This window comes from Hyphomicrobiales bacterium (assembly GCA_016125495.1).
In the GTDB taxonomy this organism is placed as follows: domain Bacteria; phylum Pseudomonadota; class Alphaproteobacteria; order Rhizobiales; family RI-29; genus RI-29.
In genome coordinates this window covers 170,534-196,554 of record WGLQ01000002.1, presented here as the reverse complement: position 1 = coordinate 196,554, position 26,021 = coordinate 170,534, and the positions used below count along the sequence as shown (strand labels likewise).

Annotated in this window: 23 protein-coding genes; 12 read left to right on the top strand and 11 right to left on the bottom strand. The window is 66.9% G+C overall.

What is annotated here, in order from left to right:
- Nucleotides 1-32: 32 nt before the first annotated feature.
- Together ctaD and coxB are read right to left on the bottom strand one after the other, a co-directional pair.
- Nucleotides 33-1,634, bottom strand: a complete 1,602-nt coding sequence (gene ctaD / locus GC150_01415; protein MBI1383559.1) for a cytochrome c oxidase subunit I — start codon at nt 1,632-1,634, stop codon at nt 33-35.
- A 62-nt stretch (nt 1,635-1,696) separates the two neighbouring features.
- A complete protein-coding gene (gene coxB, locus GC150_01410) occupies nt 1,697-2,575 on the bottom strand; it encodes a cytochrome c oxidase subunit II (GenBank protein MBI1383558.1) in 879 nt (292 codons plus the stop codon).
- A 511-nt stretch (nt 2,576-3,086) separates the two neighbouring features.
- On the opposite strand from coxB, the gene GC150_01405 reads away from it, so the two are divergent.
- Both GC150_01405 and GC150_01400 read left to right on the top strand, forming a co-directional pair.
- The gene (locus tag GC150_01405; protein MBI1383557.1) at nt 3,087-3,686 is read left to right on the top strand and encodes an invasion protein; all 600 of its coding nucleotides are present in this window, start codon (nt 3,087-3,089) and stop codon (nt 3,684-3,686) included.
- Between the two features lie 199 nt (nt 3,687-3,885).
- Complete coding sequence (locus GC150_01400; protein ID MBI1383556.1) at nt 3,886-4,704, top strand: hypothetical protein; 819 nt, start codon at nt 3,886-3,888, stop codon at nt 4,702-4,704.
- Nucleotides 4,705-4,752: 48 nt separating this feature from the next.
- Here GC150_01400 and GC150_01395 read toward each other — a convergent pair whose 3' ends face one another.
- Complete coding sequence (locus GC150_01395) at nt 4,753-6,135, bottom strand: glutamate--cysteine ligase (protein ID MBI1383555.1); 1,383 nt, start codon at nt 6,133-6,135, stop codon at nt 4,753-4,755.
- Nucleotides 6,136-6,282: 147 nt separating this feature from the next.
- Nucleotides 6,283-7,023, bottom strand: coding sequence for a 16S rRNA (uracil(1498)-N(3))-methyltransferase (locus GC150_01390; protein MBI1383554.1), 741 nt, complete (start codon nt 7,021-7,023; stop codon nt 6,283-6,285).
- Nucleotides 7,024-7,237: 214 nt separating this feature from the next.
- Here GC150_01390 and GC150_01385 point away from each other — a divergent pair, with 214 nt between their 5' ends.
- Entirely contained in the window at nt 7,238-8,212 is a 975-nt protein-coding gene (locus GC150_01385) for a 4-hydroxybenzoate octaprenyltransferase (protein ID MBI1383553.1), read from the top strand.
- A gap of 261 nt (nt 8,213-8,473) precedes the next feature.
- Nucleotides 8,474-8,929 carry a DUF4170 domain-containing protein gene (locus GC150_01380; protein MBI1383552.1) on the top strand — a complete coding sequence of 152 codons (456 nt, stop codon included), beginning with the start codon at nt 8,474-8,476 and terminating at the stop codon, nt 8,927-8,929.
- An 11-nt stretch (nt 8,930-8,940) separates the two neighbouring features.
- Here GC150_01380 and GC150_01375 read toward each other — a convergent pair whose 3' ends face one another.
- Entirely contained in the window at nt 8,941-9,738 is a 798-nt protein-coding gene (locus GC150_01375; protein MBI1383551.1) for a glucose 1-dehydrogenase, read from the bottom strand.
- Nucleotides 9,739-10,070: 332 nt separating this feature from the next.
- Between GC150_01375 and GC150_01370 the strand changes: the two genes are divergently transcribed.
- A complete protein-coding gene (locus tag GC150_01370; protein ID MBI1383550.1) occupies nt 10,071-10,664 on the top strand; it encodes a transcriptional regulator in 594 nt (197 codons plus the stop codon).
- Between the two features lie 9 nt (nt 10,665-10,673).
- Here the strand turns inward: GC150_01370 and GC150_01365 are convergent, their stop codons facing one another.
- Nucleotides 10,674-12,587 (bottom strand): AMP-binding protein, encoded by a 1,914-nt coding sequence (locus tag GC150_01365; GenBank protein ID MBI1383549.1) that lies wholly within the window; start codon nt 12,585-12,587, stop codon nt 10,674-10,676.
- A 270-nt stretch (nt 12,588-12,857) separates the two neighbouring features.
- Nucleotides 12,858-13,790 carry a hypothetical protein gene (locus GC150_01360; GenBank protein ID MBI1383548.1) on the bottom strand — a complete coding sequence of 311 codons (933 nt, stop codon included), beginning with the start codon at nt 13,788-13,790 and terminating at the stop codon, nt 12,858-12,860.
- A gap of 291 nt (nt 13,791-14,081) precedes the next feature.
- Here GC150_01360 and GC150_01355 point away from each other — a divergent pair, with 291 nt between their 5' ends.
- Nucleotides 14,082-15,722, top strand: a complete 1,641-nt coding sequence (locus GC150_01355; GenBank protein MBI1383547.1) for an AMP-binding protein — start codon at nt 14,082-14,084, stop codon at nt 15,720-15,722.
- 309 nt (nt 15,723-16,031) lie between these two features.
- On the opposite strand, the gene GC150_01350 is transcribed toward GC150_01355, so the two are convergent.
- Nucleotides 16,032-16,205 (bottom strand): DUF465 domain-containing protein, encoded by a 174-nt coding sequence (locus tag GC150_01350; protein MBI1383546.1) that lies wholly within the window; start codon nt 16,203-16,205, stop codon nt 16,032-16,034.
- Nucleotides 16,206-16,391: 186 nt separating this feature from the next.
- Here GC150_01350 and GC150_01345 point away from each other — a divergent pair, with 186 nt between their 5' ends.
- From GC150_01345 to GC150_01325, 5 genes are all read left to right on the top strand, one after another.
- A complete protein-coding gene (locus tag GC150_01345) occupies nt 16,392-16,595 on the top strand; it encodes a DUF465 domain-containing protein (protein MBI1383545.1) in 204 nt (67 codons plus the stop codon).
- Nucleotides 16,596-16,721: 126 nt separating this feature from the next.
- Nucleotides 16,722-17,213 carry a 5-(carboxyamino)imidazole ribonucleotide mutase gene (gene purE, locus GC150_01340; GenBank protein MBI1383544.1) on the top strand — a complete coding sequence of 164 codons (492 nt, stop codon included), beginning with the start codon at nt 16,722-16,724 and terminating at the stop codon, nt 17,211-17,213.
- Nucleotides 17,214-17,220: 7 nt separating this feature from the next.
- Complete coding sequence (locus GC150_01335) at nt 17,221-18,342, top strand: 5-(carboxyamino)imidazole ribonucleotide synthase (protein ID MBI1383543.1); 1,122 nt, start codon at nt 17,221-17,223, stop codon at nt 18,340-18,342.
- 222 nt (nt 18,343-18,564) lie between these two features.
- Nucleotides 18,565-18,795, top strand: coding sequence for a 30S ribosomal protein S21 (gene rpsU, locus GC150_01330; GenBank protein MBI1383542.1), 231 nt, complete (start codon nt 18,565-18,567; stop codon nt 18,793-18,795).
- A gap of 371 nt (nt 18,796-19,166) precedes the next feature.
- Nucleotides 19,167-20,006 (top strand): tetratricopeptide repeat protein, encoded by an 840-nt coding sequence (locus GC150_01325; GenBank protein MBI1383541.1) that lies wholly within the window; start codon nt 19,167-19,169, stop codon nt 20,004-20,006.
- Here the strand turns inward: GC150_01325 and lpxK are convergent, their stop codons facing one another.
- Complete coding sequence (lpxK, locus tag GC150_01320) at nt 20,007-21,011, bottom strand: tetraacyldisaccharide 4'-kinase (GenBank protein ID MBI1383540.1); 1,005 nt, start codon at nt 21,009-21,011, stop codon at nt 20,007-20,009.
- Nucleotides 21,012-21,057: 46 nt separating this feature from the next.
- Nucleotides 21,058-23,394: a DUF374 domain-containing protein gene (locus GC150_01315; protein ID MBI1383539.1), complete on the bottom strand. Its 2,337-nt coding sequence runs from the start codon at nt 23,392-23,394 to the stop codon at nt 21,058-21,060.
- A gap of 40 nt (nt 23,395-23,434) precedes the next feature.
- Between GC150_01315 and GC150_01310 the strand changes: the two genes are divergently transcribed.
- Nucleotides 23,435-24,148: a protein tyrosine phosphatase gene (locus GC150_01310; protein MBI1383538.1), complete on the top strand. Its 714-nt coding sequence runs from the start codon at nt 23,435-23,437 to the stop codon at nt 24,146-24,148.
- Between the two features lie 31 nt (nt 24,149-24,179).
- Here GC150_01310 and GC150_01305 read toward each other — a convergent pair whose 3' ends face one another.
- Entirely contained in the window at nt 24,180-26,012 is a 1,833-nt protein-coding gene (locus GC150_01305; protein MBI1383537.1) for an ATP-binding cassette domain-containing protein, read from the bottom strand.
- Nucleotides 26,013-26,021 lie beyond the last annotated feature (9 nt).

The window sequence follows — 26,021 nt, the reverse complement described above, 5'->3', positions numbered from 1 at the left end:
CCGAACGCGAGCGGCGGGCGGCACTCTGCCGACTACTTGATCCGCGGCAACACCTCGAACTGGTGGTACGGCGGAGGCGAGGGCAGCGTCCACTCGAGCGTCGTTGCGCCTTCGCCCCAGGGGTTGTCCGCCGCCTTTTCCTTGCGCGCGAACGCCTGGAACACACCATAGAGGAAGATCAAGACACTGATCGCCGCGATGATGGCGCCGATCGAAGAGATCTGGTTCCAGCCGGCATAGGCATCCGGATAGTCCACGTAGCGCCGCACCATGCCCGCGAGGCCGAGGAAATGCTGCGGGAAGAAGATGAGGTTCACGCCGACGAAGGTGACCCAGAAGTGCAGCTTCCCGATCGTCTCGGAGTACATGTAGCCCGACATCTTCGGGAACCAATAGTACCAGGCCGAAAAGATCGCGAACACCGCGCCGAGCGACAGCACGTAGTGGAAGTGCGCCACGACGTAGTAGGTATCGTGCAACGCGCGGTCGATGCCCGCGTTGGCGAGCACGACGCCGGTCACACCACCGACCGTGAAGAGGAAGATGAAGCCGACCGCCCAGACCATCGGCGTCGCGAAGCGGATCGAGCCACCCCACATCGTCGCGATCCAGGAGAAGATCTTGATGCCGGTCGGCACCGCGATGACCATGGTCGCAAAGAGGAAGTAGGCCTGCGTGTCGACCGAGAGGCCGGCGGTATACATGTGGTGGGCCCAGACGATGAAGCCGACCACGCCGATCGCCACCATGGCGTAGGCCATGCCCAGGTAGCCGAACACCGGCTTGCGCGAGAAGGTCGAGATCACGTGGCTGATGATGCCGAAGCCCGGCAGGATCAGGATGTAGACCTCGGGATGCCCGAAGAACCAGAAGAGGTGCTGGAACAGCAGCGGATCACCACCGCCCTGGGGCGTGAAGAACTGCGTATCGAAATTGCGGTCCGTGAGCAGCATCGTGATCGCACCCGCGAGAACGGGCAGCGAGAGCAGCAGCAGGAACGCCGTCACGAGGATCGACCAGACGAACAGCGGCATTTTGTGCAGCGTCATGCCCGGCGCGCGCATGTTGAAGATGGTCGTTATGAAATTGATCGCCCCGAGGATCGATGACGCGCCGGCGATGTGCAGAGCGAGGATGGCGAGATCCATCGCCGGGCCCGGCTGGCCGGTGGTCGAGAGTGGTGCATAGATGGTCCAGCCGCCGCCGACACCCAATCCGCCGGGAGGTCCTTCGACGAACATCGAGGAAACCAGCAGGATGAGCGCCACGGGCAGCAGCCAGAACGAGATATTGTTCATCCGCGGAAAGGCCATGTCGGGCGCACCGATCATGAGCGGAACGAACCAATTGCCGAAGCCACCGATCATCGCCGGCATCACCATGAAGAAGATCATGATGAGGCCATGCGCCGTCGTATAGACGTTGTAGACGTGCGGATCGGCGAAGTATTGGAGCCCCGGCTCCGCCAGTTCCGCCCGCATCGCGAACGACAGCAACGACCCGATGATCCCCGAGATGATCGCGAAGATCAGATAGAGGGTGCCGATGTCCTTGTGGTTGGTCGAGTAGAGCCAGCGCACGACGAAGCTCTTTGGCGCTCCGTGATCAGCGTGGCTCGAATCTGCGTATCCCATGGGTCGCTCCTCGTAGCGCTCGTCCCTCGGCGGTCGCTGGACCGCCCATCACCCCGTTGAGGCTATTGTCCGCTGGTGCTCGATGCCACCGTCGTCGGCTTGTCGGCGGCCTCGGCTGCCGCGAGGACCTCACGGGCCTTGTCGCCGTCGCCGCTCTGCATCGCCGCCAGCCAGCTCTCGTAGACCGATTGATCGACCACTCGGATGGCGATCGGCATGTAGGCGTGCAGCTTGCCGCACAGCTCCCCGCATTGTCCGTAGAACATGCCCTTGCGGTTCACCTTGAACCACGTCGAGGTGATCCGGCCCGGCACCGCGTCGACCTTCGAGCCGAACGCCGGAACCACGAAATTGTGGATCACGTCGTTCGCCGTGACCAGCACGTGCACGACCTTGTCGACCGGCACGACGACTTCGTTGTCGACGGAGAGAAGGCGCGGCTGACCCGGCTTGAGCTCGTTGTCCTGCAGCATGATGGAGTCGAACGAGACCCCACCCGCGTCGGGATACTCGTAGCCCCAATACCACTGGTTCGCGATCGCCTTGATGGTCAGATCGGCCTTTGGATAGGTGTGCTGCGCATAGAGCAGCTTGAACGACGGGATCGCGATCACCACCAGGATGAGGATCGGGATCACCGTCCAGGCCACCTCGAGCATCGTGTTGTGCGAGGTCTTGGACGCCACCGGATTGGCGCGCTCGTTGTAGCGGAAGATGCAGACGAGCAGCAGCCCCATGACGAACAGCGTGATCACCGTGATGATCACGAGAAGGAGGTCGTGGAACGAATCCATCTGCTCCATGATGTCGGTCGCCGGCTCGGTCAGTCCCATCTGGTAGGGCGTCGCCAAACCGTCCGCGGCGCTGAGCCCGGCCATTCCAGCCAGCAACGCCGCCACACCAGCGAACGCGCCAACGCTCAGCCGTTTTAGAATGCGCATACCCCTGATCCCCAAGTCTTGTGATTCCAAGTCTTGTGCTGCTTCCATGTCTTGTTCGCTGGGCTCGCTCATCCCGCCATCGGGAAGACCCCTTCGAGGCATGACGCCGCGCCGGCTCACCCATCTCCCTTGCTCGGCTCTTCGCCGAACTCGGATAGCCGCAGTCCTTTGCACGATCGGACCCGTCAAGCCAAGCGCAACATGGCCGATCCGCGCGTTCTCACGCGCAAAAAAAGCATCCGCTCCACGATGGTTGGCACCTTCTCGTCGATACATGCGAAAGAATGAATGTTCAAGGGGCGTGCTCGCTACACGGACGTTCGGCCGCATGCTTGCCCGATGACACGAGTTGGAGCACAGGATTGCCGGATTCGGCCGCTTGAGTGCGGGCATACGTCCGGACCGGTGAGGCGACCACGCACGAGCCGCCGCACCTCCGGTTCCATCGCCCGTGTCGTCCCGAACTCCGTCCTCGCCGCCCCGCCGCAAGCCCATTCATGGAGTGCCACTGATGCGCCTTTGCACCGTCACCGCTCACCGAACCGGACGGCTCGGCGGCACCCCGTCCGGCGGCCATCCCCTGAGCAGCGTCGTCCGAGCGTTCTCTGGTTGTCGGCCACTCGCTCTGTTGGCGATCCTGTTCGTCCTTGCGGCGCCGGCCCCGACGGCGAGCGCCGAGGAGACCACTGTGGCGAGCCAGCACGGCGATTGGCAGAAGGTCTGCAAACGCCCCGCCGGTGCGAGCGAGGACCTCTGCGCCCTGGTTCAGGACGTCACGTCCGAGAGCAATCCCAACGTCGGTTTGAGTGTCCATTTCCAGCGCACGCCGGCGGGAGAGCGGGTGCTGCGTGTGTTCGCGCCACTTGGCATTCTTCTGCCGCCTGGCCTCGGCCTCCAGATCGACGAGCAGAAGATTGGTCACGCCCCATTCGTTCGATGCCACGTCGTCGGCTGCTTTGCCCAGGTCACCCTCACCGACGACCTCGTCGCCCGCTTCAAGGCCGGCCAAACCGCCTGGTTCATCGTCTTCCAGACCCAGGAGGCCGGCATCGGCATTCCGATTTCGCTGAGCGGGTTTTCGGAAGCTCTGGCCAGCCTCGAGACCCGGTGATCGAAGGCCGCGACTCGTACGCCTGAACAGCCCGCCGGTTCACCAGCGATCGCGCCAACCGATCCCCACACGCCGCGTTTTGCAACGTTGGAAGATCATTCTTTCTTCCACGGCCCAACATTGCGGGCTTACACTTTGTACAATTGACGCATATGGTTTCCTTCGATGCGGCGCAGTTGGCGTAAGGAGGATCGGCCGGATGAGTCTCCTCGGCACGATTTCGTCCGCTCAGCATGGCATGGCGTTCGCCACCCTGGCCCGCCGTCTTGGTGTGCGCGAGGAGGGGGTGGCTGTCGCGACCGCGGTACTGCTGCCCGAGCTGCTCGAGTGCATCTGCGCCGCCACGGCGACACCCAAAGGCACGATCGCGTTCCTGAAGCGTCTCAGCGCCGAAAGCCATTCCAACCACTATGAGAGCCCATCGCTCATGGTGGATTTGCGCGTGCGTGATCTCGGCATGTCCATCCTGTCCGAACTCGCGACTGCCCGTGACTTCGATCAGCGCGTCATCCTCGAGGCTGCAACGAGCAGCGAACTGCGCACGTCGGACGTAGAGCGGATGCTCCCCTTCATCACGGTCCTCACCGTCGCTGCCATCGCGCTGCGCGCCGATCGGCCCATGCGGGCCCTGCTCGGCGACCTCGTGCGCAACGGCGAATGGGCGCGTCGCCAGCGTGAGCCGTTCGGCCCGCTGGCCGCTGAATTGGCGCGCCGCTCGACCGCCAGCTCCAGCCAGACGTTCGGGGAAGGCATCTTCGCCTCCCTGCGTGCCCGCCTCGAGCCCCGGCGTTCGAACGAACCGGGCGGGCCGCAGCCGGACTCGCCCGTTGCTGCAATGAGTGGCGAAACGACGCAGGCCGCGCGCGATGCGCACCGGCACGCCGATCCCCGCACGCGCGCCATGCCCCCGCCAGGCGGGGCCGACGATCACACCTCGGCCCCCGTACCGCCGCGCCCGCCTGGTCTGGCCCGGCTGACCGAGCGGCTCGCGGCCAGCCATCCGCCAGCCGCAGAATAGCCGCCACCGCCTCGCTTCGGCCGGCGCACGACGTCTTGCGCACCGCGCTCAGAACGCTTCCTCGACGAAGGCGCGGTCGATGTCGCCACCCCACGTCGTATGAAAGAGCCGCACCAACCGATCGGCGGACGTCTCTCCGGTTTCCACGACCCGCTCGAGCGAGACGAGGTATTGCCGCTCGTCGCTGCCCATGCGGTCGATGTTGCCGCGCGCTGCCAACCCGCGCTTGGCGATCGCCAGAACATCACCCGCGACCTCTCGCGCGCTGCGCCCCCCGATCCGTGCTCGCAGCCCGCCGACCGGCACTTCGTCCCGCAGCCGCTGGCGCTCCTCCGAACCCCACGACCGGATCAGCTCGCAGGCCTCGTCGAGCGCCCCCTCGTCGTAGAGCAGCCCGACCCAGAACGCCGGCAGCGCACAGACCCGACCCCACGGCCCCCCGTCCGCCCCGCGCATCTCCAGGAACCGCTTCATCCGCACTTCGGGAAAGAGCGTCGAGAGATGATCGGCCCAGTCCGCGATGGTCGGTCGCTCACCGGGTAGCACGTCGAGTTTGCCCTCCATGAAGTCACGGAACGAGCGCCGTGTGGCGTCGATATAGCGGCCATTGCGATAGACGAAATACATCGGCACTTCGAGCGCATAGTCGACATAGCTCTCGTAGCCGAAGCCTTCCTCGAAGGCGAAGTCGAGCATGCCCGTGCGCTCGGGGTCGGTGTTGCGCCAGATTTCGCTGCGGAACGACTGGAAGCCGTTGGTCCGCCCCTCGGTGAATGGGGAGTTGGCAAAAAGCGCCGTCGCGAGCGGCTGCAGGGCGAGGCCGACGCGCATTTTGCGCCGCATGTCCGCTTCGTCGGCGAAGTCGAGATTGACCTGGATGGTGCAGGAGCGGAACATCATGTCGAGGCCGAGCGTGCCGACCTTCGGCATGTACTCCTTCATGATCTTGTAGCGGCCCTTCGGCATCATCGGCGTCTCGGCCAGCGTCCACTTCGGCTGGAACCCGAGCCCCATGAAGCCGATGCCGAGGTCACGCCCGATCTCGAGCACTTGTCTGCGATGCTCGGCGACCTCCTTGCAGGTCTCGTGCACGCTCGCGAGCGGCTCCCCGGACAGCTCGATCTGGCCACCCGGCTCGAGCGAAACCCCTCCGCCCGGTACGCCGGGAGCGCGCTTCAGCGCGATGATGTTGTCACCCTCGCGGATCGCTTCCCAGCCGAACCGATTGATCATGCCCTCGAGGAGGGCCCGGACGCCGGCCGGTCCTTCATAGGGGATCGGCCGCAGATCGCGCGTGTCGAACGCGAACTTTTCGTGCTCCGTCCCGATCCGCCATTGTTCGCGTGGCTTGCCGCCGGCCGCGATGTACTCGACGAGATCGCTCTTGCTCTCAACGAGCGGGCTTTCCGGACCGTCCTCGCGCGTCGACATCGCAGCTCCTCAAAATTCGCGGGCCGTCCGGAGCCGGATGATCCCGGCTCTCCGTGGATCGGGTCGCCCAGCCCCACCGCGCCCCTGCCCTCGATACCCATCCGGCGGTTCGCGGCGCTGGACAGAACCACGCCAGCCCCACCGATTTCAACGCCAATCTCCATGCACGACGTTGACCAGGGCGAGCGCCGCGATGGCGGCGGTGTCCGCCCTGAGGATGCGCGGGCCGAGCGAAATCGGATGCACGAACCGCAGGCTCCTGAGAAGGCCACGCTCGCCGGGCGAAAAGCCGCCTTCCGGCCCGACAAGAACCGCCTTCGGCCCCTGCGCGAGCCCTCGTAGCGAGGCGATCGGATCGTCGAGCGCGGCGCCTTCGTCGCAGAAGACGATGATACGCTCACCCGACCACCCGGCCAGCAAAGCCTCGAGCGCGACCGGCTCGCGCACCTGTGGCACCGACACGAGCCCGCACTGCTCGGCCGCCTCGATCGCGTGCGCACGCATCCGTTCACCGTTCAGCCGTTCCGCCTGGGTATAGGCCGTGATCACCGGTTGCAGCACACTGGCGCCCATCTCCGTCGCCTTCTCGACCATGTAGTCGAGACGGCCCTTCTTGAGCGGTGCGAACAGGTAGTGGATGTCCGGTGCCGCACGTTGGGGCCACGTCTGCACGTTGAGCGCAAGTGTCGCCCGCTTGCGGTCCGCCCGCTCGATCAGCGCCGACCATTCCCCATCCCGCCCATTGAAAACGAGAACGCTCGCCCCGGCGGCGAGCCGGAGCACGCTGGCGAGGTAGTGCGATTGCGCGGCGCCGAGTTCGACGCGAGCGCCAGCCGAAAGATCAGCCTCGATGAAAATGCGGGGGACCCGCCCCGAACTGCGCGCCATCGCCTGACTCCCCTTCCGTCACGCCACCCGACGCAATGCAGGCTGGCCGCGAGCCTCGACCTCGCTTATCCCTTGGCTGGAGGTGCGGCAACGAGCTTCGTGACCGTCCGCCCGGATGGCGCCCCCGGCCACGGCACCGGGCTGGCGTCGAGCGCGAGACCCGGCCGCGGGAGCCGGCTGAGGGAGTGAGCCATTGGACCCGCGAGGACGATCGATGAGCGATATCGATACGGTCGCCGCCGGCGATTGCCCGCCGCCCGCCGACGCCGTGCCCCGCAATTGGGTGGACCGAATCGCCCCGCGATGGGCCAAGCCATACTTGCGCCTCGCGCGCGCCGACCGACCGATCGGGGTCTGGCTGCTGCTGCTACCCTGCTGGTGGTCGGCCGCGCTCGCCGCGACGGCCGAGCGCGCACCGCTGCCCGATCTCTGGCACATGTTGCTCTTTGCCGTCGGCGCCTACGTGATGCGTGCCGCCGGCTGCACTTACAATGACATCGTCGATCGCGACATCGATGCCCGCGTCGCCCGCACGGCGCTGCGCCCCATTCCGTCCGGGCAGGTCAGCGCCCGGGCTGCGGCCGCGTTCATGCTCGCCCTCTGCCTCGTCGGCCTCCTCGTGCTCGTCCAGTTCAACCGCTTTTCCATTCTGCTCGGCATCGCCTCGCTGGCGATCGTCGCGGCCTACCCCTTCATGAAGCGCATCACCAGCTGGCCGCAGGCGGTCCTCGGGCTCGCCTTCTCGTGGGGGGCGCTGATGGGCTGGGCGGCCGCCTTCGGCTCGCTCGATCTGCCGGCGCTACTGCTCTTTGCGGCAACCGTCGCCTGGGTGATCGGTTATGACACGATCTACGCCCACCAGGATCGCGAGGACGATGCCTTGCTCGGGCTTGGCTCGACGGCGCTGCGCTTCGGTGCACGCACGCGCCCTTGGCTCGCCGGGCTCTATGGCACGGCCTGGCTCGGGATCGTCGCCGCAGGACTGACCGCCGGAGCGGGTCCCGTGTTCCTCGTTCTGATGAGCTTTGCCGCCATGCACCTGGCTTGGCAGGTCGTGACGCTCGACATCGACGATCCGGGCGGCTGCCTCGTGCGTTTCCGCGCGAACAGGGACGTCGGATTGATCGTGCTGGCGGCTTTTCTGGCGCCCGGCATCGTCGGCTGGCTTGCCCATCATCTGGTGGCTTGAGCCCGGTCAGTCGCGTGTGGCGGCGACTGCGGCGGCACGGGCGCGGGCCGACCCGGTGCGCCAAGACCGGCCGGCGGTGGTGGGCGCCGGACCGGTCGGCGAGGCGGACGGATGGGACCGGAGCCCCATCCGCCGTGACGCCTTTCTTGTCGACTTCCGAACCGCTGAGCCCGTGTCGATGAAGGCAATATAGCCCTCCGCCCCTCTGTTTTCCGTTAAGCGGGTTGGTGAATTCGCCGACAAATTTTGCTCCGGAAAACCATGTGCGGCGTTCATGATTTGCTCATCCGCGCTTGTCAGTCGCTGGCGAATGGGGCACCAGACGGCCTCAGATGGCGCGTTTCGGCGCCGCTGCCGCATCGAATCGGAGAGAATACCACCTTGCCCGCACGATCGAAGGAAGAGCTTGAGCCGCAGCTGCTTCACCTGGTTTTCGGAGGCGAGCTCGAGAGCGTCGAGGACGTACGTTTTCGCAATATCTCCGAACTCGACATCGTCGGCATCTATCCGAACTACGCCAAGGCCTACGACGCCTGGAAATCGGCCGCCCAGCGCACCGTCGACAACGCCCACATGCGCTACTTCGTGGTCCACCTGCATAGGTTCCTGGAGCCGGACGGCGCGAACGCTGGTGCTGTTTCCGCAACCACGGCTGGCGCCGATCACGGTCCAGCGAGCCCGCCCGCCAAGAAGCGCCGCGGCAAGGCGTCGAGCTAGCCATCGGACGGTTACGTCTGTTCGCGCACCGGCACGACGTAGTTGAGCGGGATGCGCCCGCCATCGACGAAGATCGTCTCGCCCGTGATGTAGCTCGCATCGTCGCTGGCAAGGAAAGCCGCGACCGCGGCCACTTCCTCCGGCAGACCGATGCGCCCGAGCGGCGTCCTCGAAAGCACACGACGGCGCGCCGCCTCGTCCTTGGCCACCCCCGAGAGCATCGGCGTCATGATGCTGCCCGGCCCGATGGCATTGACACGGATGCCGTGCGGCGCGAGCGCGAGGGCCATGCCCTTGGTCAGGCTCTGAATACCGGCCTTCGAGATCGAATAGGCAATGTGGTCCGGCAACGCGAAATGGGCGTTGACCGACGCCATGTTGACGACCGAGCCGGGCCTTTCTCCCGCCTCCACCTGCCGCACGAGCTGACGCGACACGGCCTGCCCTACCAGGAACGCCCCCCTGAGATTGACTGCCAACACCTTGTCGAACTCGGCGACGTCGAGTTCCAGGAAGTTGCCGTCATCGAGGATGCCGGCGTTGTTGACCAGCACATCGACGCGTTCGTAGGCTTCGAGCACGGCTGCCATCAGGTTCATGACGTCGAGCCGCTCGGCGACATCGCAGGCCACGAACCGGGCATCATAGCCGCGATCGACGAGATCGCGCGCCGCCTGACGCCCACTCTCCTCGCTGCGATCGCTCAGCACGACCCGCGCGCCCTCGCTCGCGAAGCGCTCGGCGACCGAATAGCCGATCCCGCGCCCCGCCCCCGTCACGACGACAACCCGACCCGCAAATCTGCTCATGCCATCCGCCTGCTGCCTGCTGATTTCGGGCTTACGTCGTCGATACCCACGACGCCCGACGGCCGCGATTGTGGTCCGTCCGGACTTTCCCGACCAGCGAAAAATCGAGATTCGCCCGGACAACTCCGCGGCCAGGGCCTCCGCCACTTGCCGAACTGGCGAACCAGCCCGCTGCACGCTCGCGGCGGATATGCCATCATCCGCTCGCGAACGCCCCTCGCGGTACAGTTCACGATGGGGCGGCATGCGGTGCCGTAGGCCCGCGCGACGATCGGGTTGGCAAGGACCGCGCGCCCTGCCCATGCAACGAACGGACACGAGGAGCAGTTGCCATGAACGTGCGAAGCGCCGAGCTACAGGGCTTCATCGATGCGGCATCGATCGCCTTTGCGGCTCACGCCAGCGAGCCGGCCGCCAGGCGGGCGGTCGACCTCGTTTTCGCCGCCCTCGAATCGCCGGGCACCATCCGCGCCTCACCCGCCGACCGGCCACCGGTCTGCGCGCACTTTCGACCCGCGCTCGAAACCGCTTCGGCGCATGCCCCGCTCGCCCCCCTGGTCGAGCGGCTCGAGGCGCTCGAACCTCAACTCGCCTGGCGCACACGCCCGTCCGACGCCACCGCGAGCGCAAGCTTCGCCGATGGCCATGCCAACGCGATGATCGTCGGACCGAGCGGATTGGAAAAGCGCTCGGACGTCTGGCTCGGGGTCAGCCTCTTGGCGCCTCACGTGCGCTACCCGGACCACGATCATGCGCCGGAAGAGGTCTATCTCGTCCTCTCCGATAGCGACTTCCGCCAGGCGGATGGTGCGTGGTTCACCCCCGGGATAGGCGGCTCGTTCTACAACGAACCGTCCATCGTCCACGCCATGCGATCGCGCGACCGGCCGCTCCTGGCGCTTTGGGCCCTGCGCTCGGTCGCCTGAGTACGTTGGCTAGGACGCGCTCTTGGCCGGCAGACCGCGCACCGACAACGCCTCGCGGATTTCGTCGAGGATCACCGGATCGTCGATGGTCGCCGGCATCTTGTAGGCCTCACCGTCGGCGATAGAGCGCATCGTCCCACGCAGGATCTTGCCCGACCGCGTCTTGGGCAGCCGCTTGACGATGAGTGCCGTCTTGAACGCGGCGACCGGGCCGATCCGGTCGCGCACCAGCTGTACGACCTCGTTCTCGATCTGCGCCGGATCGCGCTTGACGCCGGCATTGAGCACCAGGAAGCCGGCCGGGATCTGCCCCTTCATGGCATCGGCGACGCCGATGACCGCGCACTCCGCCACGTCCGGATGCTGCGCGATCACCTCCTCCATGCCTCCCGTCGACAACCGGTGACCGGCGACGTTGATGATGTCGTCGGTACGCGCCATGACGTAGACGTAACCGTCCTCGTCCATGTATCCGGCGTCCGCCGTCTTGTAGTAGCCGGGATAGTCCGCGAGGTAGCTGTCGCGGAACCGCTGGCTGTTGTTCCAAAGCGTGGGAAACGAGCCCGGCGGCAGCGGCAATTTCACGGAGATCGCGCCCGTTTGGCCGCGCGGCACCTCGTTCTGCTGCTCATCGAGGATGCGGATGTCGTAGCCCGGCATGGCGACCGTGGGTGAGCCGTACTTGACCGGCAACATGCCGAGCCCGACCGGATTGCCGGCGATCGTCCAGCCCGTTTCGGTCTGCCACCAGTGATCGATGACCGGCACCTGGAGTTTTTGTTCGGCCCACTTGATCGTCTCGGGGTCGGCCCGCTCGCCCGCCAGGAACAGCGTGCGGAACCGGCTGAGGTCGTAGTTGCCGATCAGTTCGCCGCGCGGGTCCTCCTTCTTGATGGCCCGGAAAGCGGTCGGGGCGGTGAAGAGGGCCGAAACACCGTGCTCCGCGATCACCCGCCAGAAGACACCGGCATCGGGCGTGCCGACGGGCTTGCCCTCGAAGACGACCGTTGTCGCACCGTGGAGCAGCGGCGCATAGACGATGTAGGAATGTCCGACCACCCAGCCGACGTCCGAGGCCGCCCAGAAGACCTCGCCCGGCGCGATGTCGTAGATCGCCGACATCGACCACTTGAGGGCGACCATGTGCCCGCCGTTGTCGCGTACGACGCCCTTCGGTTGGCCCGTCGTGCCGGAGGTATAGAGGATGTAGAGCGGATCGGTCGCCGCGACCGGCACCGGCGCCGCGCGCTTTCCGGCTGCCTTGGCCGCGTTCACCATCACGGCCCAGTCGTGGTCGCGCCCTTCGATCAGCGTGGCCTTGGCCTGCTCGCGTTGCAGCACGAGACAGGCCTCGGGCTTGTGGCTGGACAGCTCGATCGCCTTGTCGAGCAACGGCTTGTAGGCCACCACCCGGCTCGGCTCGATGCCGCAGGAGGCCGAGATGATCGCCACCGGTTTTGCATCCTCGAGGCGCGTTGCCAGCTCGTTGGCGGCAAAGCCCCCGAACACCACCGAATGCACCGCCCCGATCCGAGCCGTGGCGAGCATGGCGATCACCGCCTCCGCCACCATCGGCATGTAGATGACGACGCGATCCCCCTTGCGCACACCGAGGTCGAGCAGCACCGCCGCGAGTGTTGCCACCTCGTCCGTCAGCTCGCGGTAGGTGTAGGTACGTTTCGCCCCCGTTATGGGGCTGTCGTAGATGAGGGCCGCCTGCTCGCCCCGCGTCTCCAGATGGCGGTCGAGGCAATTGTAGGCGGTATTGCACTCCGCACTGGAAAACCACCGCCCATACTCGCCCATGTAGGGGTCGAACACCCTGTCCCAGCCACGGTACCAGTCGATCTCGCGCGCCACCTCGCCCCAGAAACCCTCCGGGTCCAGCTGCCAACGGGCATAGATGTCGTGATATCGGCTCATGGCGCACTCCCACTCACTAGTGTTCCGTCTCGGACATTTGCTTCCCGACGCGGCTAGGTTCCGAGCAAATGTCCCAGACACGAGGAACACTAGCAACTTTATGATCCTAGTGTTGCTTTCGTCACTGACGCTCGGCAGACCGCTGCGCGGCAACCGGGAACCGAGCGTCAGTGACGCAACACTAGCCTGGCGCACCGAGCCAATGCGGTCGTTGCATGCTCGGGCGTCATCGTCGGCCGGCAAGCAAGCATGTCGGGAGGCGCGACGCAATCAGTCGGATTGCGGATACTTCTGGCGCGCCCAGCGCTCCGGCTCGATCGACGAGATTCCGGGCGGGCTCGGCTGCATTGCGGCCTTGGCCCTCAGATAGAGCTCGGCGATCTCGTGATAGGCCGCTGGCGGCAATCGGCGCTTGAGGGCGCGGGATGCCCGGGTGACGAATCCGGTGTTGGCCTTGTCCCTGGAGGCCCCGGCCACCGCCCCCTCTTGCGGCGCGTTGCTCGGAACATCGTACTCGAACTTGATCGGGCGAGCGAGCGAGGGGCCAAGCGAGCGATGCTTGCGCGACAGCACGAGCATGTGCGTGAAACGCCGGTTCGAGAAATGGAAGTGTCGACGCGTGCTGCGCGGATTCTCGACGCGTAGCCAGTCCCGTCGTCCGAACTCCTCGGCCAGATACACTTCCGTATCGCGATAGCCGTTCTCGTCCGAGAGCAGTCCGAAGAACAGCTCGGGCGCGAACTGGTAGAGCCCGTGACCGCAGGCATTGTTCGCCACTGTCGCCGCGATCAGCGTGCCGCCCGGTGCCACCAGTCTCATTGTCGTCTCGAAGGCCGTTGCGACGTCGAAGACATAATGCAGCACACCGCCGTCGAACACACAGCCGAACCGGTCCTCGAGTTCCGCCGGCATCGGCGAGTTGAGGTCGTGGATGATGGTCGCCCCTTCGTAGGGCGACCGGTCGAGCACCTCGAGGCGCTCACATCCGAGTGCCGCAAAGAATGCATCGCCCGCCCGCTCGCCCGCGGCAAGCACGGCGGCGATCTGCGCTTCGTCATAGCCGGCGCGCCGCATTGCTCGCGCGAGGCGTCGGGGCGGCATGTGCAGCTCCTGACGCCCGAGCGTGAGCGTCTGGCGGAAATCCGCGACGCCGCGGGACCGGGCGCCGAGAAGGAGGTTGACCGTCTGGCTGTTCAGTCCCATTCGCACCTCGAGTTGCACACACAATTGGCGCCTTACGCCCCTGCTCGACCACGGCGGACCACGAGGGTCCCACGAGCGGCGGACGCCGACCGGTGAGCTTGTACGGTGTAAGCAAGTTCCGTGCCCGTTCCGCCGCCGCCGCAACCAGCGGGCCGCAGCGTGCCGTTCGCCGACCGCCCTTGGCGGAAACGGCGTTCGTGCCGAGGTGACCAGGCAACCCCTGGGCTTTGCGAGACCCCGCGTGCCAGTGTAGGAGGGAATGACCGAGCCGCTTGCCAAGGACCCCGCACGATGGCCTCCCGCGACGCCGCCTCACCCTACGACATGGGACTCGACCGCAACCCGGCGAACCATCAGCCGCTGTCGCCGTTGAGCCTGTTCGAGCGCACCGCCGCAACCTTCCCCGCCGCCACCGCCATTGTCCACGGCCGAACGCGCACGACCTATGCCGACTATTACGCCCGCTCACGCCGCCTCGCCTCGGCCCTCTCGCGGATCGGCGTTACGAAAGGCGACACGGTGACGGTGATGCTCTCGAACACGCCAGCCATGCTCGAGGCGCACATGGGCGTGCCGATGACGGGCGCCGTGCTCCACAGTCTCAACACTCGGCTCGACGCCGCCATCGTCGCCTTCCAGCTCGACCATGCCGAAAGCAAGGTGCTCGTCACCGACCGCGAGTTCGCACCGGTCATGAAGGAGGCGCTCGCGCTCGCCAGGGTGAAGCCCCGCGTCATCGACTACGACGATCCCGAGTTTCCACAGACCGGCGAGCGGCTCGGCGATCTCGACTACGAGGAATTCCTCTCCTCGGGCGATCCGGCATTCGAATGGCGCCTGCCGGGCGACGAATGGGACGCAATCTCCCTCAATTATACCTCCGGCACCACCGGCAACCCGAAGGGCGTTGTCTACCACCATCGCGGCGCCTATCTCATGTGTTTCGCCAACGCACTCGCCTCCGGACTTGGACGCCACCCGGTCTATCTCTGGACACTGCCGATGTTCCACTGCAACGGCTGGTGCTTTCCCTGGACCATTTCCGCCGTCGCCGGCACGCACGTCTGTCTCCGCTGGGTGCGCGCGAAAGCGATGTACGAGGCGATAGCCGACCATGGCGTCACCCACCTCTGCGGCGCCCCGATCGTCATGTCGACGCTGCTCAATGCACCTGCGGAGGAAAAACGCGGGTTCCCGCAGACCGTCACCTTCAACACTGCCGCCGCCCCGCCGCCCGAGGCCGTGCTCGCCGCCATGGCCGATGCCGGTTTCGAGGTGACGCACCTCTACGGCCTGACGGAGACTTACGGCCCGGCCGTCGTCAACGAGTGGAAGGGGGAATGGTCGGCACTCGAGGGCCCGGAGCGGGCCAGGAAGAAAGCCCGCCAGGGCGTGCGCTACACGGCCCTCGAAGGCCTCAGCGTGCGCGACCCCGCGACCATGCAGGCGGTCCCCTCCGACGGCGAGACGATGGGCGAGGTCATGTGCCGCGGCAACATCGTCATGAAGGGCTACCTGAAGAACGAGAAGGCGACCGGCGAGGCCTTCGCCGGCGGCTGGTTCCACACCGGTGACCTCGGCGTCATGCACCCCGACGGCTACATCCAGCTCAAGGATCGCTCCAAGGACATCATCATCTCGGGCGGGGAGAACATATCTTCGATCGAGGTCGAGGACGTCCTCTACAAGCACCCCGCCGTCCAGGCGGTTGGCGTCGTCGCGCGTCCCGATGAGCACTGGGGCGAGACGCCATGCGCCTTCATCGAGTTGCGCCCCGGGGCCGTGGTGACAGCGGATGAATTGCTCGCCTTCTGCCGCGAGCGCCTCGCCCGGTTCAAATGCCCGCGACATTTCGTCTTCGCGGAAATTCCGAAAACCTCCACGGGCAAGATCCAGAAGTTCAGACTGCGGGAGATGGCGCGCGAGGACTGATCGCCGCGCCCGGCGTGCGCGGGCTTGCACCCGGCCCCCTTGTCATTCCGATCCGCCGCCGGCCCTTGGGGGGCAGGAATGGCAACCGGCGAAGGGCGAGCCCCCGGACCATGTCCGTCGATCGCGCCAACGCGCGCTAAGATGCTGCGTCGCGCGCGCGCAACCGCAACATTCCATCCGTCAGGCCAGCGACGCTCTACGGCCGCCATCCCGGACATTCGCGGCACCATGTGCGCCCGGAACGAATACGAACAGAACCCGGGCGCAGGATGGTGGACCATCAAGTCGAATTTCTCGGCCTTCGTCGCGTCAGTGCGATGTGGCGGAGAGCCGCTCCATTTCGTCCTTCAACTTCAGTTTTTGTCGCTTCAGCTCCTGGATCTCCATGTCGTCACTGCTCGGGCTCGCCAGAAGCTCCTCGATCTTGCGGTCGAGAAGCCGATGCTTCTCAGCGAGCTCGCTGAGGTGGGCTCCAACAGCCATCGCTACCTCCGTTCTGTGTTGACCTCGTGAGAGTGTCAGAGAAGGCTCGTTTTGTCCACTCGTCGACCGGCCCTGTTGGTTAGCCGAAGGTGACGATCGGCGATGGTTGTAAAGTCGGGCGAACACGGCGATGATCGCGAAGGCACGTTGCTGGTGCGACTGTCGGATCGGTTGCATGGGTCACGAATGAACCGCGAGGATGAGCTCGAACTGCGCACACGCCTCGCCCGTATGCGCCAACAACATCACGACCTCGACTGCGCCATTCACGCACTCGAGACGCGCAACGCCGATCAGTTGCAGCTGACCCGTCTCAAGAAACAGAAATTGCGGCTCAAGGACGAGATCAAGGTCATCGAGAACAGGTTGTTTCCTGACATCATTGCCTGAGCCTTCCGGCGCGCCGGGCCCGGGTGGCACGGCCCCCTTGCCCACCCGGGGTTGCGAGATATTATCACGGACTATGTCGAACGGCCGCGGCGAGCGCGGCGCGCCCCGGACCTGGAACCTTTGAACATGGCGACATCGCAGCCACTGGTCGGCATCATCATGGGCAGCCAGTCCGACTGGCCGACCATGCGCCTGGCCGCCGAGGCCTTGAGCGAACTCGAGGTGGCGCACGAAACCCGCATCGTCTCGGCCCACCGCACGCCGGACCGCCTGTGGAGCTATGCGCGCACCGCCCGCGAGCGGGGCCTCAAGGTGATCATCGCGGGCGCCGGCGGAGCCGCGCACCTGCCCGGCATGGCCGCCTCGCTCACCAGCCTGCCCGTTCTCGGTGTGCCCATTGTCTCGAAGGCCCTTTCAGGTCGCGACAGCCTACTTTCGATCGTTCAAATGCCGGCCGGTATCCCCGTCGGCACGCTGGCGATCGGTGACGCGGGAGCGCGCAATGCCGGCCTGCTCGCCGCCCAGATCCTGGCCCTTGCCGATCCCTCGCTCGCCGCGCGCATCGATCGGCTTCGCGAGGCCCAGACCGCGGCCGTCGCCGAACGACCCGTAGGCTGACCCCGCCATGGCGGACCAACCCGCAGCGCTCGCGCCGGGCGCAACGATCGGAATTCTCGGCGGCGGCCAGCTCGGACGGATGTTGGCCCTCGCGGCGGCGCGCCTCGGCCTGCACGTGCACGTTCTGAGCGACCGGGGCGACGATCCGGCGCTCGAGGTCGCGCGGCAAGGGATCCACGCGGACTACGACGATCTCGACGCCATCGCGCGCTTTGCAGGCAGCGTCGACGTGCTCACCTACGAATTCGAGAACGTGCCGCTCGCGACTGCCGACGCCGCGGCCCTGCACGCCCCGCTGCGCCCCTCCCGGCGCGCCCTCGAAGCCACCCAGGACCGCCTCCTGGAACGCGAACTCGTTCTCTCGGTCGGCCACCGGGTCGCTCCTTTCGCGCCGGTTGCGCACGAGGCCGACATCGCCAAGGCCCTCGCCCACATCGGCGCCCCGGCCCTCCTCAAGACCCGCCGCTTCGGCTACGACGGAAAAGGTCAGGTCCGCCTCGAAGACGCCCGTCCGGAAATCGGCGTGGCGGCATGGCACAGTATCGGCTCGGCACCCGCGATCCTCGAAGCACGTGTCGACTTCGCCCGCGAGCTGTCGGTCGTCGCGACCCGAGGGCTGGACGGTTCCATCGTCAATTACGACCTCGCCGAGAACGAGCACCGCGATCAGATTCTTCGTGTCTCGCGCCTGCCCGCCACGGTCGATGCGGGAACCGCCGACCTCGCCCGCGCCATCGCGCGCGATCTGCTCGAGGCTCTCGACTATGTCGGAACCCTCGCGGTCGAGCTGTTCCACGTGCCGCACGACCCCCTCGGCCCCCTGATCGTCAATGAATTGGCCCCACGCGTCCACAATTCGGGGCACTGGACCGAGGACGCCGCGCTGACCAGCCAGTTCGAGAACCACGTGCGCGCCATCGCCGGCTGGCCGCTCGGGGCAACGGATCGGATCGGCCCGGTCACCATGACGAACCTGATCGGACACGAGGCGGACCGCTGGCGCGAGCTGGCGTCCGATCCGCGCAACCGGCTTCACCTCTATGGCAAGGCCGTCGCCCGCCCGGGTCGCAAGATGGGACACGTCAACAGATTGGAGCTTGCGAACCGTCGGAACGGGGATGCGGATTGATGCATTCGCTGCCCGCTCGGAAGCCCGACGCCTGGGATCGCGGTATTGTCGCCATTCCACCGCCGACTTCCTGGACACCCGCGCCGCGATCTGATAGCTAACGGGCCGCGTATGCATGCTGGTGCGGCTGACGGCGTCGAGTCGTTGCCAGGCACCGCAAGCTCGAGTGGAAGCTGTTCGTTTCCACGCTCCCCAGATGACACTGCCAAGCGAGGATGACGCGTGCAGGTACTCGTTCGCGACAACAACGTCGATCAGGCGCTCCGCGCCCTCAAGAAGAAGATGCAGCGCGAAGGCATCTTCCGCGAGATGAAGCTTCGGAATTTCTACGAAAAGCCGTCGCAGAAGCGCGCCCGCGAGAAGGCCGAGGCGGTGCGCCGCGCTCGCAAGCTCGCCCGCAAGCGCGCCCAGCGCGAGGGCCTCGTGGCGGCGCCCAAGGTCGTCGCCCGCTGACGGGGTCGGCCCTCCGAGGGCCGCGACTGCGCTCCGCAGGGCCCCACGAGGGCTAGCCATCGATGTCGAACGACCACGAGCCGGACGCGTGAGCGCTCCGGCCTCGATGCGTTTTCGAGTCGCCGTTCGAGCGATTTGACGAGCGAACCGGTCCCGCCGCCCGGCGCCGTCGCGCATCCCCTGCCCTGGCGGTGACCCCGCCGATCGAACCGGCGTCCATTTCGTGACGCGCGTTTACCGATTGGCAATTCCCATCCCCGAAACTGACACCCGTTCGACCGTGGCTCCGCCATCCGTTGGCGCGACCCGGTCGCCGTCAAGTCGTGTCCGGCCCCGGTTGGGGTCCGCGTTGTTGCGTGGGGTATCGTCGCGTGTCGAAAAGCATCACCACCGCGCCCGTTCTCGGGGCGCTCCTCATCGCCCTCCTTGGAGGCTGCCAATCGGCCTCGGCGCCTCATGCGCTGACCGGCTCGACCAGGGCCCTGCCGTCGAGCCCGGCAGGTTCGAACATCGCCTCCCTGAGCCAGGTGGTCGCCAGCAACCCCGACGACGCGCATGCGCTCAATGTGCGAGGCTCCGCCCTCGCCGAATCCGGCAACCTCGATGCCGCCATCGCCGACTTCAGTGAGGCCCTGGCCCGCGACCCCTCCTACCATCAGGCCCACTACAATCGCGGCCTCGCCCATGCCCGCAGGCACGACGTCGAGCGCGCCCACGCCGATTTCTCCGCCGCCATCCGCCTCGCTCCCTCCTACACCAAGGCCTTCGTCGCCCGCGCCCGCCTGATGCTCGAGGCTGGCCGCACCGACCTTGCAATGGCCGATCTCTCGAACGCCATCGACCAATCGACCGAGGAGCCTTTCGCCTACTTCGCGCGCGGGCGACTGCACCAGCAGAGCGGGGCGCACGAGGCGGCGATCACCGATTTCGATCAAGCCCTCGCACTCGCTCCCGAGGCGGCCGACGTCTATCTGGCGCGTGGCCAGAGCCACCTTGCGCGGGCCGACCGTCGCCAGGCGGAGGCCGACTTCAAGGAAGCCACCGATATCGACCCCGGCCGGTCGACGGCCTGGACCTGGCGCGGCCTCGTCGCCGAGGAAATGGGAAAGCCCGAGGAGGCCCGCAACGCCTATGTCAAGGCGCTGCGGCTCGACCCCAAGCAACCGGCCGCGCGTGAGGGACTGGTGCGCCTGTCGAGCCAGCCGACCTGATCAGACCCTCGCAGCCGTGCCCGTGAGTACGCCGGCAAGCCGGTCCACCACCGTTTGCCGGTCACCACGTGCCATGACGACATCGACCGCCACCACGACGGCTCGCTCGCGCAATCGCGCCAGCGCCCCGCCCGCGTCGATCCCGGGCATCAAGCGGACGTGATCCTTCTGCGTCGTTACCAGCAGCGCGTCGTGGCGCCCCGCGAGATCGAGGAGGCCAGCCGCCTCCTTCTCGCCCATCGGCTCGTGATCCCCGCGCGGCACGCGCGCGACGATCTCGGCTCCGATCCCCTCGAGCGTCTCGAAGAATTTCTCCGGACGTCCGATCCCGGCGAACGCCACGACACGGCGGCCCGATAAGAAGCGTGCTGGCGCGTTCGGCTCGAGCATCGCCTCGAGCACCGGCACCCCGGCACCTTTCGCTTCGGCCCGCACCTGCTCGAGGCTTCGATGGACGCGCCCGGCCCCCGTCGAAAGGACGATGACGGCATCAACGTGCTCGAGTTGGAAGCTGAGGTCGGCCCGCAGCGGTCCGGCCGGCATCACGAGACCGTTTCCGACGCCGGCACCGGCATCGACGACGGCGATCGAGAGCGACTTTGCGACCGCCCCGTTCTGCAAACCGTCATCCATGATGATGGCACCCGCCCGCGGCACCACCGTGAGCGCGTGCTTGGCCCCCGCCACCCGGTCGCGCGCGACGACCGTCGGCTCGTCGGCGGCGAGCAAGAGCGCTTCGTCGCCGACCTCCCCGGCTCCGTGCATTGCCGGATCGACGAGCAGCGGACCGCGCGCCTGCCCGCGGTACCCCCTCGTAAGAAACACCGGCTGCACGTCGAGCCCGGCGATTTCCTCCGCGATGAACCGCGCGACCGGTGTCTTGCCCGCCCCGCCGGCAGTGAAATTTCCAACGCAGATGACCGGCACCGGCGCCCGAAAAGCACCCGACGCGCGCATGCGGCGCCGCGCGAGGAGATGATGCACGCGCCCCAAGGGTCCGAGCACTCGGGCGACCGCACCGGGCTCTCCGCCATACCACCAAGACGGAGATTTAAGACGCACGCGCACCCTCCTCCTCGCCGGCAAAGAGCGAAAAACGCTCGCCGAGCAGTGTCACGGTTCTCTCGAGCGCCCCTTCGAGCTCGGCGAGCGCCAGTTGCCCGCGCGCGCCGAGCGCTTCGAGCGCGGCCTTGTCGCCGAGCAGACCGGCCGCCTCCCGCGCCAGTGCCTCCGGTGTTGTAACCTCGTGCGCGCCACCGCCCGTGAGAAGGGACTTGTAGATGTCGCGGAAATTCATCCGGTGAGGACCGACCAGCACTCCGGCGCCGTGGCGGATCGCCTCGATCGGGTTTTGCCCCCCATGCTCGACGAGCGAGCCGCCGAGAAATGCGACCGGCGCGAGCGCGTAGAATGTGCCGAGTTCGCCCAGCGTATCCGCCACATAAATATCCTCTTGCCCCGTGGGGAGCTCACCATGCGAGCGCCGCGCGACCTTCAACCCGAGGTCCGCGATCTCCCGCACGACCGCTCCACCCCGCTCGGGATGGCGCGGCACGATGATGGTGAGCAGCCCGGGCAGCCGCTCTGCCGCCAGCTTGTGCGCGCTCGCAACGAGCGTCTCCTCGCCCGGGTGGGTGGAGGCCGCGACCAGCACCGGCCGATCGCCGATCGCCCCCCGGAGTTCCTCGAGCGCACGTCGATCGACCGGGGGCGCCGGCGCATCGACCTTGACGTTGCCGACCGCCACCGCATCGCGTGCGCCGAGCCGCAGGTAGCGCATCGCCATCCGATCGTTCTGAGTGACCGCGAGCTGGATATGACCGAAAATCGCCCGCGAGCTGCGGCTGCGGCGCACCCACGATGCAAAAGACTTGGCCGAGATACGCCCATTGACCACGGCGATCGGGATGCCGCGACGGGCGACTTCGAGCACCATGTTCGGCCAGACGTCCGATTCGGTGAGAATGGCGAGTGAGGGACGCCAATGCTCGAGGAACCGTCTACAATAGACCGGCGCATCGAGCGGTACATATTGGTGGATGTCACCCGCCCGCAACCGCTCCGCCGCGATCGCCGCCGACGTCACGGTCCCCGTCGTCAGCAGGAAACGCAGATCCCGCCGCCGCGCCCCGAGCTCGGCCATCACCGGCAGCACGGCATTCATCTCCCCGACGCTCGCGGCATGCACCCAGACGAGTTCCCCGTCGGGCCGGTCGCGCGAGGCGATACCGTATCGCTCGCCGATCCGCGCGCTGTCCTCCTTGCCGCGTGCGAGGCGCCCTTTGAGCAGCCATGGTGCGAGCGGTGCAAGGAGCCCCGCCGCCCGCCGGTAGGAACTGAGCAGAAGCCCCGGCGACGGCACCGGCGCGAGATGGGCCGGCAACGAACCCTCGATTCGTGCCCCGGCCAGCTCGTAGGCGCGCATGGTCACGCGATCCAACGCCTGCTGCAGTTCGGACCGCTTGCGCTCGAGTTCCGCATCGTCGGCCTCCCGGGCAACGCGGATCGGCTCGCCCATCACGAGTGCCAGCCGGCCGAACGGCAAGTTGATCGTCATGCGGCTCCAGGTGTTGAAGGCAACGTAGTGCGTCGTCGCCGCCGCGATCGGGCGGATCGGCGCCCCCGAAAGCTTGGCGAGCATCACCGTGCCGAGCGTTGCCCGACGCGCCGGCCCGGGTGGCACCTCTGCGGACAAGCCGACCGTGCGCCCCGCACGGATCGAACGGACCGCCGCACGCAGCGCCTCCGTCCCCCCCTTGTCGCGCTTTCCAGCGCGCGCGCCCGCCCCACGCAGCAAGCGAAAGCCGAACCTCTCGAGCGCTGCCCCGCTGATCTCGGCATCGGCATGCCGCGCCACGATGATGTCGACCGGCATGCCCCGCTGGTTGACGTAGGGCAGCATGAGGTTCTGGCCATGCCACATGGCGGCGACGAAGGGGAAATGGGTGGTGTACGACCGTTCGAATTCCGCCGGCTCGGCGACGAGGCGGGTGCTGGCGTGGACGAGCCGCGCATATTGCGCCAGCAGCATCCCGATCGAGCCATAGAGCCGCCGCCTGAACGAACTGGCCTCTACGCGTTCGGACGAGGCGGCGGCATGCGGCTCGACTTGCGGCATCTGCCCCGGTTCCAATGTGATCGGGCCCCCCGGGCGCCGCGTTGGCGCGCCGCCACTGACCGCCCCATTGATGTACGTTTCTATAGCGGATATCTCCGATAAGCCAATCGCACGCTGGAAGGCGTGATCGCGATGGCGTGGTGATGCCCCGGCAAGCGAGCAACACGTTGATCTATTGGAACCAATTCCAGATTCGCATGCCGGTGGACGATCCCGGGGAGATCGCGCCGCGCCCTTGCGGCCACCGCCGGCACGGGCGAATCGACCCATGAAGATCGCAAAACGCCAGCGCCGCCAGCTCTATCGGTCGATGGCCGGCACGCGCCAGGAAATCGCCCGCCGCTCGCCGGCCTGGGCGGTGCGGCTGTTCGGCCCGATCTACGACTACCTCGACATGCTGCTCGTCGATCATGGCATCTTCCGGGTGATCTATCCGAACCGCCACCGGCTCGGTGCGGTGGCATGGCGCTCCAGCCAGCCCGCGCCCCATCAGATCGCTCACCTCGCGCGGCTCGGCGTGCGCACCATCGTCAACCTGCGCGGCGAACGTGACTGCGGCAGCTATCGCCTCGAGCGCGCGGCCTGCGAGCGTCACGGTATCCGCCTCGTCGATTTCCAGCTGAAATCGCGCGCCGCGCCCGAAAAGTCGGTGATCCTCGAAGCCCGCACGCTGCTCGAGGAAGTCGAATACCCGATCCTTCTGCACTGCAAATCGGGGGCTGACCGCGTCGGACTGATGAGCGTCCTCTATGCGCTCTTTCGCGAGCGACAGCCGGCGGTGGACGCCAAGCGCCAGCTCGATTGGCGTTTCGGCCATTTCCGCGCCGCCGACACGGGCGTTCTCGACTATTTCTTCGATCGCTACATCGCCGAGCGCGACGATGGCATGGCCCGGACCGAGGGCGAGGTGGCGGCTTTCCTCGACTGGCTCGAGAACCGCTACGATCCCGCGACCGTGCGCGCCGGCTTCGCCTCCCGATCCTGGTCGAATTTCGTCGTCAACCGCATCCTTCGCCGCGAGTAGGGGCGGGGCCACCAATGGCCTCGATCCGGCACTATTGCGGGCCGCCCGCCCCATCGGCGGCCATGGGATGATCACTGTCGTCGGCGAGTTGCGCCAGAACCAGCCTCGCATAAGGCCCGTTCGCTGCAACGAGATCGCGATGCCGACCCGATTCGACGAGTGCCCCGTCCTCGAGCACGCAGATGAGGTCCGCATTCTGTACCGTCGAAAGGCGGTGCGCGATCACCAACGTGGTCCGGTTCCGCGCGAACCGCGCCAGCGCTTCCTGCACCGCGCGCTCCGATTGGGTGTCGAGCGCGCTGGTCGCCTCGTCGAGCAGCAGAATGGGCGCCCCCTTGAGGATCGCGCGTGCGAGCGCGATACGCTGGCGCTGGCCGCCGGAAAGGCGCATGCCGCGATCGCCGAGCACTGTCTGGTAGCCATCCGGCAACTGGCGAACGAACTCGTCCGCCATCGCCTGCTCGCTGGCCGCCACGATCTCGGCCTCGCTGGCGCCGAGGCGGCCGAGCGCGATGTTGGCGCTCACCGTATCGTTGAACAGAGTGATGTCCTGGCTGACCAGGGCGATCGCCTGCCGTAGGCTCGCGACCGTCACGTCGCGCACGTCCTGGCCATCGATGAGGATCGCCCCCGCGGTGACGTCGAAGAGCCGTGGCACGAGGTTGATGATCGTCGACTTGCCGGCCCCCGACCGCCCGACGAGCGCCACTGTCCGCCCGCCCTCGACCGCGAGGCTGAACGCGCGAACCGCCGCAGGCTCGTCCGCCGCATAGGCGAACGACACGTCACGAAATTCGATCGCGCCCGCCGGAACCTCCAGCGGCCGCGCCCCGGGCTTGTCGACGATGGTCGGCTTCTCGTCGAGCACGGCATAGATGCGCTCGACCGCCGCCAATCCCTCCTGCAGGCGGGCGTTGAGATTGCCGAGGCCACGGATCGGCTGCGCCGCCATGAAGAGCGCGGTGAGGAATGCCATGAAGTCCCCGACGGTCAGCACGCCGGCCGCGATGCGATAGGTGATGAGCGCGATGACCCCGGCGACCGCGAAGCCGCCCAGCGCCTCGAGCATCGGATCGAGTGCCGAGCGCGCGCGCACCGCCTTCATGCGCAAACGGAAGATGTCGTCGAAGCGCCGGTTGAGCCGTCCGGCGACATGCTTTTCGAGCCCGAATGCCTTGATGAGACGTACCCCCGAGATGCTCTCGGACAGTTCCGCCGTCATGTCTCCGAGGCCGGACTGCGTGCGCCGGGCATTGCGCCTCAACCGCTTGCCGATCGCCACGATCGGCCAAGCCGCGACGGGATAGACGCAAAGCACGACCAGGGTCATGAGCCAGTCGGTGTGGAACATCACCGCGACGACGGCCAGAATGGTCAGCGTGTCGCGCACGGCCGAATTCAGCACCGTCAGCAGCGCCGTCTGCACGAACTGCACATCGTTCGTCAGCCGCGAGACGACATGGCCAGGGCTGTCGCGCGCGATGCGGGCGAAGTCGGCCTCGACGAGTTGGGCGAACACCGCCTTCTGGAGATCGACCGAGATCGCCAGGACCAGACGGTTGGCGGCGACCGATTGCAGATAGAGGACGATTGCCCGGAACAACGTGACGCCGATGATGAGCGACAGGACGAGGCCGAGCGCTCCGAGGTTACCGGCGGTCAGCGTGTCGTAGGAATAGCGAATGACCTGCGGATAGGCCCCGGCCGTGGCCGCAACGCCGGCCATGAGCAGCAGCGAGACCACGATCTCGCGGCCACGCCCGGCGATCCAATCGCGCCAGAACCGCCGAACGAGCGCGCGCGTGCCCGCATCGATGGGAAGCGGTGCTGCGGGCGCTGCCGGGTTGTCTCGATCCTCGCTCATGCGCCCCTA

Bases quoted from the DNA above. Each gene is read 5' to 3' on its own strand.
- GC150_01385 (MBI1383553.1), top strand. From the start codon at position 7,238: ATGAGCGATATCGATACGGTCGCCGCCGGCGATTGCCCGCCGCCCGCC.
- GC150_01380 (MBI1383552.1), top strand. From the start codon at position 8,474: ATGTGCGGCGTTCATGATTTGCTCATCCGCGCTTGTCAGTCGCTGGCG.
- GC150_01390 (MBI1383554.1), bottom strand. From the start codon at position 7,023: ATGGCGCGCAGTTCGGGGCGGGTCCCCCGCATTTTCATCGAGGCTGAT.
- GC150_01355 (MBI1383547.1), top strand. From the start codon at position 14,082: ATGGCCTCCCGCGACGCCGCCTCACCCTACGACATGGGACTCGACCGC.
- GC150_01395 (MBI1383555.1), bottom strand. From the start codon at position 6,135: ATGTCGACGCGCGAGGACGGTCCGGAAAGCCCGCTCGTTGAGAGCAAG.
- GC150_01375 (MBI1383551.1), bottom strand. From the start codon at position 9,738: ATGAGCAGATTTGCGGGTCGGGTTGTCGTCGTGACGGGGGCGGGGCGC.
- GC150_01360 (MBI1383548.1), bottom strand. From the start codon at position 13,790: ATGGGACTGAACAGCCAGACGGTCAACCTCCTTCTCGGCGCCCGGTCC.
- GC150_01365 (MBI1383549.1), bottom strand. From the start codon at position 12,587: ATGAGCCGATATCACGACATCTATGCCCGTTGGCAGCTGGACCCGGAG.
- purE (MBI1383544.1), top strand. From the start codon at position 16,722: ATGGCGACATCGCAGCCACTGGTCGGCATCATCATGGGCAGCCAGTCC.
- GC150_01310 (MBI1383538.1), top strand. From the start codon at position 23,435: ATGGCCGGCACGCGCCAGGAAATCGCCCGCCGCTCGCCGGCCTGGGCG.
- ctaD (MBI1383559.1), bottom strand. From the start codon at position 1,634: ATGGGATACGCAGATTCGAGCCACGCTGATCACGGAGCGCCAAAGAGC.
- GC150_01335 (MBI1383543.1), top strand. From the start codon at position 17,221: ATGGCGGACCAACCCGCAGCGCTCGCGCCGGGCGCAACGATCGGAATT.
- GC150_01315 (MBI1383539.1), bottom strand. From the start codon at position 23,394: ATGGGTCGATTCGCCCGTGCCGGCGGTGGCCGCAAGGGCGCGGCGCGA.
- GC150_01400 (MBI1383556.1), top strand. From the start codon at position 3,886: ATGAGTCTCCTCGGCACGATTTCGTCCGCTCAGCATGGCATGGCGTTC.
- GC150_01345 (MBI1383545.1), top strand. From the start codon at position 16,392: ATGAACCGCGAGGATGAGCTCGAACTGCGCACACGCCTCGCCCGTATG.
- coxB (MBI1383558.1), bottom strand. From the start codon at position 2,575: ATGCGCATTCTAAAACGGCTGAGCGTTGGCGCGTTCGCTGGTGTGGCG.
- GC150_01405 (MBI1383557.1), top strand. From the start codon at position 3,087: ATGCGCCTTTGCACCGTCACCGCTCACCGAACCGGACGGCTCGGCGGC.
- GC150_01370 (MBI1383550.1), top strand. From the start codon at position 10,071: ATGAACGTGCGAAGCGCCGAGCTACAGGGCTTCATCGATGCGGCATCG.
- GC150_01350 (MBI1383546.1), bottom strand. From the start codon at position 16,205: ATGGCTGTTGGAGCCCACCTCAGCGAGCTCGCTGAGAAGCATCGGCTT.
- GC150_01305 (MBI1383537.1), bottom strand. From the start codon at position 26,012: ATGAGCGAGGATCGAGACAACCCGGCAGCGCCCGCAGCACCGCTTCCC.